The organism is Pseudomonas sp. WS 5071, assembly GCF_012985765.1.
In the GTDB taxonomy this organism is placed as follows: domain Bacteria; phylum Pseudomonadota; class Gammaproteobacteria; order Pseudomonadales; family Pseudomonadaceae; genus Aquipseudomonas; species Aquipseudomonas lundensis_A.
The window spans coordinates 1-13,181 of sequence record NZ_JAAQWY010000053.1 but is presented as its reverse complement, the minus strand read 5'-3'; the positions used below and the strand labels follow the sequence as shown (position 1 = coordinate 13,181).

Below are 13,181 nucleotides of genomic sequence, written 5' to 3'. Positions count from 1 at the left end.
GAGTAACTTGTTCAGCAGGGCCGCTTTACGCTCCGGTGAATAGCTCGACATTACAGCTCTCTTTGACGCCCCCGATCTATCGTTTTGATAAATCAGCTCAGGCGACAACTAGCCTGACACCGGGGGCTGGATAGCAGCTTGGCTTTTTGGGTTTCTCGTCTGGGGTTCAAAGTAGCTTATCAACGCCCGGAAGATGGATTTGCATACCTTGATTTGAATGGTGCTCAAGTAATGCTTGAGCAGGTTGATTCGGACGCGGGTCAATGGCTGACTGCGCCGTTGACCAAGCCGTTTGGAAGAGGCATCAACCTACAGATTGATGTTGAGACTGTCGCACCCATCATCCAAAAACTTGATCAGGCTGGATGTCCACTCTATCGAGAATGCAAAGACACCTGGTATCGGGCTGAAAATGTAGAAGTCGGCCAGCGCGAATTCATCGTCCAGGATCCCGACGGTTATCTCGTAAGGTTGGTAGAGAGGTTGGGTGAGCGACCGGCTTGCTCAATGTGAATCTGAATCTGCGCCAAGCCGACCGTCAGCTTTGGGTCGATTGCTGCCCGTCGTAAGAGGAAGCAGACAACCCGATGCTCTTCAAGGAAGAGCAATAGCCACCATCCGAGTACCTCTTACACTTGTGTCAGTACTCCACGGGGCCGAAATGTCCTCTATATCCGACCTGAGTGAGTATCAAGCGATTAATACATTTGATGCTTACTAAGTCATTCTCCAGTGGACGTCCAAACAGGGCAAAATTTTGGATTGTGTATGCTTCTGCATATTTTTCCCGCTCAGGATGATAGCGCCGCAGTGACATACCATAGGTGGTTTCAAAAGGATGGCCACCAGTGCGGATCAAACTAAAGAACGACGGGTAAATTATGCCGTCAAAACCCGTTTCTTTGGCTGCTAATGCGATTGCTCGGGAAATCTCATAGGAGTGAGAGCGTGCCAGGAAGAGCATATGGATAGCTATATCCAAACTTTCGAACTCTGTCACATCCTCTTCGAGTAAATGAGTAAGATCTAGGAGCCGTAGGTTTCGCTTGGGCTCCAGGGTAGCGACGTAGAGGTCGTCATCTGTCGATGCTCGACATTCATGGATGCAAACGTCGATGTCCTGCGATCCGTACATGATAGGAAAGCCTGGCGAGTCGAGTCGCCCCTTTCCAGCGAGTGCAATCGGTGGGCTGTCGTACTCTGTCGGATCAGCTGGACGTTGTGGGCAGATTCGTAGGCGATAAAACTTCTCCCCCATTTCAAGTGTCTTTTCTGGGTATTCCTTCATCACGCGCTTGATGATTTGCGACCGCTTCGATTCATCCTGAAGATCCTTAAGTGGTTCGACTTCGCCAATCATCCATAGCCGTGGGCCGTAGTGGAAGAAGCCAAGCTGAGCAGCCTCCTCAAGAAGTCTGATGTCATCTTCAAGCCAGATCGAGGGCGATATATCGCTCCTCCCAAAGTGATGCTCGTTGCACTGAAGAACAGGCGCTGCGCCGTAGTCGCAACGGACGGTAGTTCCACCCACAAAAAAGCGCCATGCAAGAGATTCAATAAGCTCCTTCGTCAGCTTTCGCCCTTCTTGGCTATGACAATTCGGACATTTCACATGTTCCTCAATGCCGAGCTTGAATGCGTCTATCCGCAGTCCTTCATCCGTGAAGCAATCAGAGCAAAGGAGGGTTTGATTCGTCTCAGCCGTTTCTTCTGCCATAGTCCTCCCGTGAATATTTTTATGGGGTTGAACTCAAACTTTAGACCAAGTGGATCGCTCCGGTTTTGAGCTCACTTCAGCCCGGCTGCTTTTGTCCGCTGTCGGCCGTTTGCAGCCCTTCGCGACAGGCAGCAAACGGCCAGTGCTGCAGGTCACGAAGGGCCGTAATCGACCAGAAGCGGCCTAACCTACGTGACTCGCCCCCCTCTCACTGCTTTTAAGGTCAGTCACCTTTTTTGTGTTTATGTACTTCCAGATCAGGATGTTTGGGTTTATTTTCTTCAGTAACACGACGGCGCTGGTCCTTTTTGCCGGTAGATTCAGCGATCGGTTTGGGGCCGGGTTTAATACTCATTTGTTCAACTCCTTCGAATGATAACGGGTCTGTAAGTAAAGCCGTAAGCATGGACAGTGAAGCTACGGGGCGACCAACTCGGAAAGTTTGGCCCCGATATCTGCAAACGTATCTTCAGAAGTGCTCAGGCCGCTTCTCGAACCGAGTAGAGGACTAACTTCGCGCAGCGATTCGTATGTTGTGTCGTGAATGATAGGAACCAGCAGATCCCTTGCGAGGAGCGCGGAAAGCTCTTTGTCGGCGATGCCTTCGGCTGCTAGGCGGCGCAGCAAAGCAGGGGTGACCAGCACAATTCCTACTCGCGACTTGGCCAATCCCTTATCAATTTCACGCAGTAACGAAGAGCCTAGAAGGACATCTTTCTCGCTGAACCAAACGGAAACACCGAGCGATTCGAGTACATCATGCAGCTCCTTCGCGGATCCTTTCCGGTCGTCCCAGGCGTGACAAAGAAAGACGTCACGTAGATCAGGTACTGTCGCACGCCTTTCGACATTTTCGCGTACCGGCGTGAGTGTCCGTACCTCGGCGGAGGTGTAGTCCACAGAGGAACCGGGTTTCGACCAGCGCGGCTTTGCGCTGCTGGATGAACCGCCGCTACTGCGACCACCCCCTCCATGAGACGGGGACGAATAGGATGGTGCGTAGGACGAGGATGAATACGATCGCGATCCGTACCCGCTATATCCGCTGCCACATGCGGGACACGCTGCTCTTGCGCTTGCCGAACGATGACCATGTACCGGTGCTGTACATCTAGACATATCGTAAACCTTCCGTTTGTAGCTGCTCGCCCAAGAGATGATTAAGCAGCGGGTGTACCGAGCCATCAGCTTTTGAAAACACCGCAGCCCATCCTTAATGGCTCGAAATTACCTGCGCTTCAGATCGCGATTCCAATATGATGGCACAAACGATAGCCCATAGCGCGAATTCCGCTAGCAGGCGGAGCGCGAGTGTTCGCTAGCGGCTTTCGTTACAAATGCCGCCATGGTCTAGAGCTATTTGTGATAGCGGGTAGCTCTCGACCAGGTTTCAGGTCCCTGACGTTCAACGGCCCCAGCCATCGATGCCATTGTTCAATCGACGAACGTCGCCTATGGGGCGGATACCGCCTTTCTGCGACAAGCAGCAATTGGCCAGAAGCGGCCGCCCATGAGCGTCTGCTTCTGGCCGATAGCAGCCCTTAGTCACGGGCAGCTATCGGTTTCAAACTTACCAACCTAAAACAATCCTCCCAAAGCCTCCGGTTCCCAATTCATCACAATCAGCTCCCCCGTCACCTCAGCCCTCCCCTGCCGCTGATTCGTGGTCGTGTACCGAATCTCAGTCGTCTCAAAGTGAAACCCTTCAAACACCCGCCGAATATCCGGATGGTCGTTGATGCTGACCATCACTTTGCCTTTGCAGCGGCGCATAAAGTCGGCCATGCGTTCGTAGTTTTCAAACGGGAAGTCCACGCCGTAGCCAGCGGTCTGCCAGTAAGGCGGGTCCATGTAGTGGAAGGTGTGCGGCCGGTCGTAACGTTCAGCACACTCAAGCCAGGGCAGGTTTTCGACGTAGGTGCCGGACAAACGCTGCCACGCTGCAGACAGGTTTTCTTCAATCCGCAGCAGGTTGATTGCAGGAGCCGTTGTTGCGGTACCGAAGCTTTGACCTGACACCTTGCCACCGAAGGCATGGTGCTGCAGGTAGAAGAATCGGGCGGCGCGCTGGATGTCGGTCAGGGTTTCCGGGCGGGTCATTTTTTGCCACTCGAATATCTGCCTTGAGCTGAGAGCCCACTTGAATTGACGCACGAACTCTTCCAGGTGGTTCTGCACCACGCGGTACAGGGTGACCAGGTCGCCGTTGATGTCGTTGAGCACTTCGACTGGAGCAGGCTGCGGACGCAGGAAGTAGAGCGCACCGCCACCGGCAAACACTTCGACGTAACATTCGTGGGGTGGGAACAGGGGAATAAGGCGGTCGGCCAGGCGGCGTTTGCCGCCCATCCAAGGAATGATGGGTGATGACATTGTTTGCAAGACCTTTACTGTATGGATAGACAGGTGTTAGGCTCGCCCCGCTTTGTGCACGGAGCAGGAGCCTTGACTGGGCTTGCAGGGATGATCTGCGGGTTTGGTGGCCGGGCTGGATGTTGACGCATCCAGCTTCGGCCGCTCCTTTTATTTCGTGTGTGAGACTTCTTTGGCGTAGGCCTGACAGGCTTGCAGCGCGATCAGTCCTTGATCGCCGTCGCCGGTGATTCCGATAATTCGTTGAGCATGCGCTCGGTCAAGTTGGGCTCTCGCAGTTCCATAAACCACGCCGCCGGGGCTGGTGGTGGCTGGCATTCCGTCACTACCAGTTGCGGCGGTGGTGTCGAGTAGGACTGACAGCCGCAGGTCAGCAGTAGCAAGGTGATCACGCAGGCGGGTTTGAGTGGTTTTGGCATCGTTCAGGGCTCGATAGTGGGCTTGGTCACTGGCAGCCAGCCATTGCTCCAGGGCGAGGCGTTTGCCCTGTTCGGCGAGGATCAGCGCTGAGTTGGCATTGGCCAGATGGGTCAGGGTTGTTTGGTGAGCAGCTTCTTGCTTGGCGAGTTTCTTTTCGTAGCCGTTGGCTTGCCACGTCCATGCCGCCCATGCACTGCCCGCCGTAAGGCCGAGTAATAGCAGCAGCACCCCTCCCAACTTCACCGCATCGAGCTTCACGCCAACACCCTCAGCGCACGGGCGTACAGCGCCTGACGATCTGCTGCGCCGTTTTGGCCACCGTTGATGCGTTGCGTGATCTTGTCGAACTGACCCTCATCGGCCAAGGTGTTGAGTCCCCTGCTCGCCCAGAACCATGCCGCTGACATGCAAGCGTGTTGCGGCTTTTCCAGTAGCTCGGGTTGGTTGATCAGATCAAGGGCCAACGCTTCGCCACATGTGATGTAGTTGGCGCGGCCGGTGATCTGGATCAGTCCACGGCCGCGATACTTCTGGCCGTCGCCGTCCGCCTCAGGTGTGTTGCCCAAGCGCTTGGCGAGTGAGCCGGTGTCGTATTTGCTCAGGTACTGATCGCTGCCCAATTCGCGCACGTAGCGAAACTGGCCGGACTCGTGGCCGATCTGGGCGATGAAGGCGGCGACGCGCTTTGTCCCGATGATCTGGAAGCGAACCATTGCGGTGTTCAGGACAGGAACAAAAACGCCGGCGGTTTGGCCGGCGTTGGGGAGGATCTGCTGGAGTTGTTGCTGGGTAATCGACATAGGCTTGCCCTTATGAAAAACCCGCACAAGGCGGCTTGGTGTGGGATTAATCAGCTTGTAGCTGCACGACTTTCAGCGGCACCTTGGGCTTCTTGCCTTTGGCCTTGGCTTTGCCTTTCTTGCCGCCATTGCATTCGACGGTGGTGCTCCAGCCGCTTTGGGTGAAAACCTGCTCCACCGAGTCCACCAGGTACTCGCCATCGAGCCCCACCTTGAAGCCTTGGGCATTGATGGTCCGCTCAGCAAACAAATCAGTTCGCCCGGGCATTTCTAGACGCACTGCGGCGGTCGAGCGGTTGAACGCGGCCAGCCGCGCTTTAGCGGCCTGCTCGGCGGCGGATTTGTTGGGGTAAATGTGGCGGTCTGTATGAACGGGCGGTAGGCCGTCAGGGGCTTCGTCGTTGTCCAAGGTGACGATGGCCAACTTGCCGGTTTTCTTGTCCTGGTGCTTGGTGCTGACCGCCTTATGGGCGCTACGATCACCAAGGCGGAACTGCCAGCGGCTGACGTCACTGCGAGTCAGGGTGATAGCGCCCAAGGCTTTGCCGCTCGCGCTTTGCCCACCTTGGCGCTGCATCACCAGCAGCTTGCCGTCCGCCACTTTGGCGGTGCAGTCGAACTGCTTGGAGAGCCGGGTGATGAAGTTGAAGTCAGACTCGCTGAGCTGGTCAGCACGCGGCACTACCGTGTCGACCGGGCACACCGGCGACCAGCCGTTACGTGCCGCCACGTCCTTGACGATGCTGGCCAGGCTCACCCCTTCCCAACTGCCGCTGCGCGTGGTCTTGCCGCTGCCGCGCATGTCGCTGGCCTTGCCCCGGATCACCAGCGTATCGGGCGGGCCGGACAACTCGACCTCGTCCACGGTGTAGCGCCCGAGGCGGGTTAATGCAGTGCCGCTGTAGCCGAGGAATACTTCGATACTCGCCCCACGGCTTGGCAATGACACGGCGCTATCACGGTCATCGATGCGAAGTTCAAAGTCGTCGGACTCCATCCCGGGTTTATCAGTGGTGCGCAGCAACAGAAGGCGGTCGTTGATCAGCGCGGTGATGTCGGCACCGTCTGCGACGATGCGGAAGGTGGGTGTCATACATTCTCCAAACGGCAAAAGCCCCGCTCTGGACGGGGCTGTAAAGAAACATCACTCGGTTATAAAACGGACTATGCTCAGCGCATTAACCTACTTGCCAAATTAAACCAAGTAGGTTAATTTTCGCCGCATGGAGAAAAAGACCCCGCACTGCAAACTACACACCGTTAAAGCCCTGATTGAAGCGGGCAAGGTGCGCTCTACCCTGTCAGCACTGACCGGTGGCGCGGCTTTAGGCTTCGACTTTGACGGCATCGTCAGCGTGGTAATGGCACTGGCGCCCGCTGACTTTTACAAAAGCATGACCACGCACGCCGACCACAAGGTCTGGCAGGACGTGTACCGGCGTAAAACCCAAGCCGGCGAGGTCTACCTCAAACTCACGGTCATTGATGATGTGCTCATCGTGTCCTTCAAGGAGCTATGAACATGAAATGTCCATCTTGCGTCTCGGCAGAGCTGGTGCATGACACCCGCGACGTGCCTTACACCTACAAGAACGAGTCCACTGTGATCCCTTCGGTCACCGGCGAATTCTGCCCGGCCTGTGGTGAAACCGTGCTGGATGCCAGCGAATCCACCCGCGTCAGTGCTGCAATGCTGGCCTTCAACAAACAAGTGAATGCTTCGATTGTTGATCCAGGCTTCATCACTACTGTGCGTAAAAAACTAGACCTGGACCAGCGTGAAGCGGCCGAGATTTTCGGCGGTGGCGTGAATGCGTTTTCCCGTTATGAGAACGGCAAAACCAAACCACCACTGGCACTGGTGAAGTTACTGAAACTGCTCGATCACCATCCCGAGCTGCTGAATGAAGTGCGTTTAGGCTAACCCCACAACATCACCACTTCATCACTCGGCACGGGCAAATCAGGCAGGTGAATCACCAGCCCGGCCCTAAACGGCTGCACCTCTTCGGCCAGCCCCTGATTGGCATCGAGCACGGCCTCGACCGAGCCATTGAGGTGGCCGTAGTAGTTCTGGCAAATGGTGTCGAGCACGTCGCCGCTAGCCGTTCTGCAGGTCGTCGCCATAGCGCACAAACTCCAAGGTAAAGCCCTGTTTACGCGGGATACCACCTTGTAGCAGGGCACTCTGTTCTTCTTCGATGTTTTTCAAACACCAGTTGCCCAGCACCTCGCCGTAGCCGGTGGTCAGGCCCAGCGGTTGGAGCTGGGCGCCGATGCTGCGCAGGGTATCGAGTTGTTTGATGCCGCCTTTGAACCCGCCAAAAATCGCGCCCGTCAGGGTGATGCGTTCTTCGCCCATGCCCACCGCTTGTTGCGCCGGGCGACGGCTAAGGCGCTCTTGTGAAGCCCAGCGGTATTCGCTGGAGCGCTTGAGTTCGTCGAAGGCGGCGGTGTCCAGGTTGAAGTAGAACGGTGTCGATCCGGGCTTGAGCGGCTGAATGATCAAAAGGTGCGGGAACGGTTTCACCGCTTCGGCGGCCGGTGTCGCGTCTGCGCCCAGCGCGCCGGTGGGCACGATGTTGGCCAGTGACGGGCTGACTTTGCCTGCGATTTTGTTGATCGCAGTCGCCGCCTTGCCCGCCTGTTCTTTCAGCACGCCGAGGCGTTCCTCAATCTGCGAAGCCGCCCGGGTGGCTTTGTTGTAGGTGGCCACCACCGCGCCGACCTTGGCCTGCGCGGCGTTGACCCCACGCATCAGCCGTTGCACCTTGGCCCCGACCGCAGGACCAATGAACGGCAAGTCGCTCAGTTCGGAGGCGGCGCCGGTGATTTCCCCAATGGCGCCGTTCACCGGCCCAAGCATGCCGTCCAGGCTACGACGTCCGGTTTCCCCGGCCGCAGTCAGGTACTTCAACCCCGACTGCAGTTGTTCCATGTAGGTCATGGTTTGCCCCTTCTGTTTAAAGATGCGGTTGGTCGTACAGATTCCGGCTCGACATCTGCTGGTTGATTTGCTCGATCTGACGTTGCAGGTGCGGCTGTAGCTCCCGAGCCAGTGCGGCCGGGTCTTTCACGTCGCCTTGCACGGTGATGGACAGCGCCGCATTGACGTCGATCTTCTGATCGATCTTCGGCGGTTCGACCTTGAGCACCGGTTCTGCTTTGGGCGGCATGGCCAGAGGCCCGGCAGGTGCCGTGGCGGCGAACGAGCGCACCACATCGCCCATATTCACCGCCCCGGGAAGCTCGCGTGATGCGCTGGCACCGAGTGAGCCTTCAGGCGGTAAAGACTTGGGCCGCACCAGATCCGCGCCCGGGAAGCGCGGTTTGTTAGCAAAGTGCGGTAACAGGAACGGGTTTTTAGAGTCCGGATCAGCCGGGTCATACGACACTGGTTTGACCACCGGCGCCGGTGATGCTGTCGGCGGCGGCAACGAATCCGGGCGCACCAGGTCCGCACCGGGAAAGCGCGGCTTGTTGGCAAAGTGCGGCAACAGGAACGGGTCTTTCGAGTCCGGATCAGTCGGGTCATATGACACCGGCTTGACCACTGGAGCCAGTGGCTCGCCTGCTGCTTTGGCTTCGGGCTTCGGCTGTTCAGCGGGTTTTTCATCGTCCGACCCGAACCATGATTTACCGAGGCTGCCCCCGATTGATTCGCCGCCCATGCTGCCGAGGATGCCGCCGATCAAGCCACCGACCGCCGTGCCCAAAATCGGCACCACAGAACCGATGGCCGCACCGGCCGCAGCCCCTGCCAGCGCACCGGCCATGTTGCCCGCAGCGGCGCCGTAGCCTTCGGCCTTTTCGTCCTTGGTTTCGGCGTTCTGGTAGGTGTCGATGGCACGCATGCCGCCTTCCAGCAACGACGCCCCGGGGAGCAATTTGCCGACTTTGCCCACCTTACCGGCCAGACCCATGACCCGGCCAAGACGCCCCGGCGGTGCTGGGGGTGGAGCAGGCGGCACGGGCGGACGCGGCGGCCGAGGCCCACCACCACCCGCACGGCGTCGGCCGTTGCGATTGCCCGCGCGACGTCGACCGCCACGACCACCGGCACCGCCTCCACCGCCTCCACCCATGGCGGCGGCGTTGACCACAAACACCTTTTGCGGCCCCGAGTCTTCGCCGCCGTCTTCGTCCTTTTTCGCTTCGCGGAACACGTCCAACAGCTTGAGTCCGGTATCAATCGGGTCAAAGCCTTTGCTCTCGCCGCCTTCCTCGCTGTCGCCGTCATCGTCCTTTTTGCCGCCAAAGGCTTTCAGGCCGATCTCCGCGAGGGCCAGCACTTTGGAGCCCTTGCCGTCGTCCTTGTCGTCATCACCGGCGTTGGTGACAAAGACCTTTTGCACGCCCTTGGCATCGCGTCCGCCTATGGCGCCGCGTGCGAGGTTGAACAGGCCCTTGCCGATCTTGAACGAGCCCAGCAGCCCTTGCAGGGTCAGCGCTCCACCGGCCAACACCGTCAGCCCCATGGCCAACCCGGGCGTGCGGTCACTGAGCGAGGTAATGCCCTTCGGCCACGCCGTCGGTGATCGGCCGGATCGCATCGCCCACCGAGCGCATGGCGTCGTCCATCGACTGCGCCATTTCCTTCCATTTCTGCGACGAGGTCTCGCGGCGCTCAGCCAGGTTCTTGTCGAGGATGCCGCTGGCTTCGCGCGATTCGCGCTTGAGCTGGCCGTACAGTTCCTTGTTTTGCATGTAGGCCGTGAGCGCGGCCTTGACCTGCATGTCGGAAAAAATATCGCCAGTGCGCAGGGCCTGCTCCAGTGACGCGAGCATGGCCTTGGCTTTTTCCGGGTTCGATTCCTTGCTGATCTGCGCCGTGGCTTCGGCCATCTTGGCGGCGCGTTTGGGGTCGGTTTTCTCGATGTACTTCTTGGCCAGTGCCATGCTCGACTCAAGCGTCGACATGCCCTGTTGAATGCCGGTTTGCATGGAGGCTTCGTAATCGATCCCGGCCTTGCCGTAGGCATCCACAGTCTGCGATGAACTGATCTTGTCCATCCAGTTTTTGAGGTTGTTGGCCGCCTCGTCGGAGCTGCCCGCCGTTTTCATCTGCACTTGCAGCATGGCTCCCAGCTGGGTCACGGCGTCCAGGCCGGTGATGCCCAGCTTGCCCATGTTGGCCAGCAGTTCGGGAAACCACTTGGCCATGTCGCTGGCCTCAAAGCTGCCCGCCTGCCCTTGAAACGCAATGGCTTCCAGCGCCTGCTGCATTTCCTTGGCGCTGGTGATCTTGGCGTTCTGGCCGAGGGCGTTGATCATCTTGGCGGTTTCGCCACCGTCCGAGCCCTGCCCAACCACAAACTTGGCCGCTACCGGCGCGTATTCCAGCGCCTTGGCCAAGTCCATACCGGCACCCACCAGCTCGTTGACCACGGTGGCCACCTCGTTACGGGCCAAGCCGGTGTCACGTGAGGTGTCGATGATGGTGCGCGACATCTGCTTTTCTTCGGGGGCATTGGCGATGCCCGCCTTGATCGCGATGTCGCGGATGATGGCGTTGTAATCGGCGCTGACTTTGGTCGGCACCGCCAGTGCTGCCGCCCCCACCGCTGCCCGGCCAACCGCGCTTTTGACACTGGCCCGGCCTTCGTTGATTTGTGCGTGACCCTTGGCTTTCAGATCCGCCTGCCGCGCCGTTCGGCCGAGCATTTGATAGGCCCGGTCGAGTCGCCCGACCTCGATCCCCTGCTTGCGCAAACTGTCGAGGTTGGCATTGAGTTTGTTCCGCAACGCGTATGCCCCGGCCGAACCGCTGTCGTAGGCCTTTTTCCATTCGTTGCGCAGGCGGATGGTGTCGCCGATCTGGCGTTGCATGACCCGGGCTTTGGCCCCGGTCGCTTCCAGCTTCTTGATCCGGCCCTCAACGTCCTTGAACGCTGAACCCACGGAGGAGCTGACCGCCCCGCCGATCACCAGCCCGAGCGCGAGTTTGTTTGCCATCTGTTCGCCCTGCCCTGTGGTTGCGCGTCAGGCGGCTCAATCCGTGAGCCACCAGACCATTTCCGAAAACGGCATGGCCATGATCTCGGCGGCAGAAAAACTCGTTTCTGCCGCCAAGCGCTTGGCCAGTTGTTTCAGGGTTGCGGGGTTACAGTTCGCCTTCGTCGACCAGACGAAAATAGCCTTCCTGCACGCGGCTGTAGTCCACCACCTTGAGCCCTTCCAGATCGCCGGGCGGGATTTCGGTCAGGCTGGAGAACAGTTGCAATTCGCGCTTTTCAGCATCGCCGCCCGAGACCGCGCCCGCTGCCCGCACATCGCGAACGGTCGGCGCGCGCATGACCACCTTGTCGGTTTTGACATGGTTAAGTTCAGTCGGGTAACGCAGGGTGATGGTGACGCCTTCGTCGGTCAGGGTGAGCCAGGACGGGAGTTTCTTTTCAGTAATGATAGTCATGCGGGAATTCCTTAAAGGCCCAGGGCGCTGCGTTCGGCAGCCAGTTGATCGACGCCGTCAATCACGCGCACCGCGTTGACCATGTCGATTTCGTACATCACGCGACCGTCGATCTCCAACTTGTAGTAGGTGACCGCCATGGCGTATTTCATTTCAGCTTTGTCGCCCGCCTTCCAGTCGCCCGGGTCGACTTCCTTGAGCATGCCGCGCAGGGTGGCAATCACCGGGGTGATCTGGCCCTTGAGCCCCTTGAAGGCCCCGCGAAACACCGCGTTGCAGCCGGTCTGGTCCGACAGGCCGAAGTACTTCATCATCTCGCGGCGTACCCCGGTGCTGGTCCAGCTGGCTTCCAGCTTTTCCAGCCCCATGTCCATCTCGATCTCACCGGCCATCCCGCCGCCGCGATGCGCTTCGGTTTTAACCGTGAGCTTGGGCAGGGTCAGCGACGGCACGTCACCGGCGAAGCTGACCCCGTCCACGAACAGGTTGGTGTTGCTGAGCATTTGCGGAATCATTGAGCGGCCTCCTTAGGCGGCGGTTTCCAGCACTTCGGTCAACCACTGGTTGGTGACCTCCACGCGGAAAATAGGGTTCTCGGCAGGCGGCACGTCGGTGAAACGGATGTTCCAGTACACCTTGCCCTCCTCCAGCTGGCTGGCCGTGTTCAGTTCGGTGTCTGCAAACACTTCAAAGTTGATCACCGCACCCTGATTTTTCAGGTCGCGCATAAAGGCTTCGAGGCCGTCCGTGACGTCCTTGACGTAGGTCTTGGTGATCGAGCGGTCCACGGCCCATTTGTGCCCGGCCAGAATCGCGTCCATCACGATGTCGAGGGTGCGCACGCGGGTGACAAACGACCATTTCGAATCGGCCGACAGCGTGCGGTTGCCCCACAGGCGATAGCCGCCGTCGCGGATGATGGTGGTAATGTTGGCGTTGTTGAGCAGGTTGGCGCGGCAGGTTTCGTCGCCGTCCAGGAACTCAATCGGGCGCGTGGTGCCGGTGATGCCGACAAACTCCTTGTTCGACGGCGAGGCCCAGAAGCCGTACTCGGTGTCAGTCCAGGCGAACAGGCCAGCGGTGAACGCCGAGGCCGGGGCGTCGATGGTTTTGCTGGTGATCGTGTCCCATTGCTGAACGCCCGGGTCGACCATGTAAATGCGCTTGCTGCCGAACTCCTGCGCGTAGGCCAGCACCGCCTCGTCGGTGGTGTTGGGGCCGTCGACGATGGCGATGGCGCGCAACTTGCCCGCCAGTGCATCCATGGCCGTGGCCACCGCTTGCGTGGCGGAATGCTTGGGCGCGATCAACAGCCGCGGCTGGGCGTTGAAGCGGCTTTTGCCGTCGAGCAAGGCTTGCAGGCCGGTACGCTGACCCGAGGCCAAAACACCGCCGATGATGGCCGAGGTTTGCAGCGCTTCATCTTCCAGTTCGGCCACGCCGCACGCGACGATCACGG

Annotated in this window: 15 protein-coding genes and 1 pseudogene; 3 read left to right on the top strand and 13 right to left on the bottom strand. The window is 58.8% G+C overall.

The features are described 5' to 3' along the window. Positions 1-126: 126 nt before the first annotated feature. The gene (locus HBN61_RS21730; RefSeq protein ID WP_170047883.1) at positions 127-513 is read left to right on the top strand and encodes a bleomycin resistance protein; all 387 of its coding nucleotides are present in this window, start codon (positions 127-129) and stop codon (positions 511-513) included. 127 nt (positions 514-640) lie between these two features. Here the strand turns inward: HBN61_RS21730 and HBN61_RS21725 are convergent, their stop codons facing one another. From HBN61_RS21725 to HBN61_RS21700, 7 genes are all read right to left on the bottom strand, one after another. Then, complete coding sequence (locus tag HBN61_RS21725) at positions 641-1,717, bottom strand: RES family NAD+ phosphorylase (protein WP_170047882.1); 1,077 nt, start codon at positions 1,715-1,717, stop codon at positions 641-643. 223 nt (positions 1,718-1,940) lie between these two features. Further along, complete coding sequence (locus HBN61_RS22770; RefSeq protein WP_017337405.1) at positions 1,941-2,072, bottom strand: hypothetical protein; 132 nt, start codon at positions 2,070-2,072, stop codon at positions 1,941-1,943. A 62-nt stretch (positions 2,073-2,134) separates the two neighbouring features. Then, entirely contained in the window at positions 2,135-2,617 is a 483-nt protein-coding gene (locus HBN61_RS22765) for a toll/interleukin-1 receptor domain-containing protein (protein WP_346266467.1), read from the bottom strand. A gap of 678 nt (positions 2,618-3,295) precedes the next feature. Then, a complete protein-coding gene (locus tag HBN61_RS21715; protein WP_094989955.1) occupies positions 3,296-4,090 on the bottom strand; it encodes a DNA adenine methylase in 795 nt (264 codons plus the stop codon). A 150-nt stretch (positions 4,091-4,240) separates the two neighbouring features. After that, a complete protein-coding gene (locus tag HBN61_RS21710; protein WP_094989954.1) occupies positions 4,241-4,768 on the bottom strand; it encodes a lysis system spanin subunit in 528 nt (175 codons plus the stop codon). Continuing rightward, positions 4,765-5,310 carry a glycoside hydrolase family 19 protein gene (locus HBN61_RS21705; RefSeq protein WP_094989953.1) on the bottom strand — a complete coding sequence of 182 codons (546 nt, stop codon included), beginning with the start codon at positions 5,308-5,310 and terminating at the stop codon, positions 4,765-4,767. Before HBN61_RS21705 ends, HBN61_RS21710 begins: the two co-directional genes overlap by 4 nt. Positions 5,311-5,356: 46 nt before the next feature. Beyond that, a complete protein-coding gene (locus HBN61_RS21700; protein WP_094989952.1) occupies positions 5,357-6,403 on the bottom strand; it encodes a phage late control D family protein in 1,047 nt (348 codons plus the stop codon). Positions 6,404-6,533: 130 nt separating this feature from the next. Between HBN61_RS21700 and HBN61_RS21695 the strand changes: the two genes are divergently transcribed. Together HBN61_RS21695 and HBN61_RS21690 are read left to right on the top strand one after the other, a co-directional pair. Next, complete coding sequence (locus tag HBN61_RS21695; protein WP_047275766.1) at positions 6,534-6,830, top strand: type II toxin-antitoxin system MqsR family toxin; 297 nt, start codon at positions 6,534-6,536, stop codon at positions 6,828-6,830. 2 nt (positions 6,831-6,832) lie between these two features. After that, positions 6,833-7,234 (top strand): type II toxin-antitoxin system MqsA family antitoxin, encoded by a 402-nt coding sequence (locus HBN61_RS21690; protein ID WP_047275764.1) that lies wholly within the window; start codon positions 6,833-6,835, stop codon positions 7,232-7,234. On the opposite strand, the gene HBN61_RS21685 is transcribed toward HBN61_RS21690, so the two are convergent. From HBN61_RS21685 to HBN61_RS21660, 6 genes and pseudogenes are all read right to left on the bottom strand, one after another. After that, entirely contained in the window at positions 7,231-7,437 is a 207-nt protein-coding gene (locus HBN61_RS21685) for a tail protein X (protein ID WP_094989951.1), read from the bottom strand. The genes HBN61_RS21690 and HBN61_RS21685 overlap by 4 nt on opposite strands. After that, positions 7,412-8,257 (bottom strand): phage tail protein, encoded by an 846-nt coding sequence (locus tag HBN61_RS21680; protein WP_170047880.1) that lies wholly within the window; start codon positions 8,255-8,257, stop codon positions 7,412-7,414. Before HBN61_RS21680 ends, HBN61_RS21685 begins: the two co-directional genes overlap by 26 nt. Positions 8,258-8,273: 16 nt before the next feature. After that, positions 8,274-11,265: pseudogene (locus HBN61_RS21675) on the bottom strand (phage tail tape measure protein). A 148-nt stretch (positions 11,266-11,413) separates the two neighbouring features. Further along, on the bottom strand, positions 11,414-11,722 hold the full coding sequence (locus HBN61_RS21670) for a phage tail assembly protein (protein ID WP_169872805.1): 309 nt from the start codon (positions 11,720-11,722) through the stop codon (positions 11,414-11,416). A gap of 11 nt (positions 11,723-11,733) precedes the next feature. Further along, on the bottom strand, positions 11,734-12,237 hold the full coding sequence (locus HBN61_RS21665) for a phage major tail tube protein (RefSeq protein ID WP_047275398.1): 504 nt from the start codon (positions 12,235-12,237) through the stop codon (positions 11,734-11,736). 12 nt (positions 12,238-12,249) lie between these two features. Then, on the bottom strand, positions 12,250-13,181 hold a 932-nt coding region (locus tag HBN61_RS21660; RefSeq protein WP_170047879.1), incomplete at its 5' end, for a phage tail sheath family protein.

What these genes read in the sequence shown, in the direction of transcription:
- HBN61_RS21725 (WP_170047882.1), bottom strand. Translation starts at nt 1,717, where the DNA reads ATGGCAGAAGAAACGGCTGAGACGAATCAAACCCTCCTTTGCTCTGAT.
- HBN61_RS22770 (WP_017337405.1), bottom strand. Translation starts at nt 2,072, where the DNA reads ATGAGTATTAAACCCGGCCCCAAACCGATCGCTGAATCTACCGGCAAA.
- HBN61_RS21715 (WP_094989955.1), bottom strand. Translation starts at nt 4,090, where the DNA reads ATGTCATCACCCATCATTCCTTGGATGGGCGGCAAACGCCGCCTGGCC.
- HBN61_RS21705 (WP_094989953.1), bottom strand. Translation starts at nt 5,310, where the DNA reads ATGTCGATTACCCAGCAACAACTCCAGCAGATCCTCCCCAACGCCGGC.
- HBN61_RS21700 (WP_094989952.1), bottom strand. Translation starts at nt 6,403, where the DNA reads ATGACACCCACCTTCCGCATCGTCGCAGACGGTGCCGACATCACCGCG.
- HBN61_RS21695 (WP_047275766.1), top strand. Translation starts at nt 6,534, where the DNA reads ATGGAGAAAAAGACCCCGCACTGCAAACTACACACCGTTAAAGCCCTG.
- HBN61_RS21690 (WP_047275764.1), top strand. Translation starts at nt 6,833, where the DNA reads ATGAAATGTCCATCTTGCGTCTCGGCAGAGCTGGTGCATGACACCCGC.
- HBN61_RS21685 (WP_094989951.1), bottom strand. Translation starts at nt 7,437, where the DNA reads ATGGCGACGACCTGCAGAACGGCTAGCGGCGACGTGCTCGACACCATT.
- HBN61_RS21680 (WP_170047880.1), bottom strand. Translation starts at nt 8,257, where the DNA reads ATGACCTACATGGAACAACTGCAGTCGGGGTTGAAGTACCTGACTGCG.
- HBN61_RS21670 (WP_169872805.1), bottom strand. Translation starts at nt 11,722, where the DNA reads ATGACTATCATTACTGAAAAGAAACTCCCGTCCTGGCTCACCCTGACC.
- HBN61_RS21665 (WP_047275398.1), bottom strand. Translation starts at nt 12,237, where the DNA reads ATGATTCCGCAAATGCTCAGCAACACCAACCTGTTCGTGGACGGGGTC.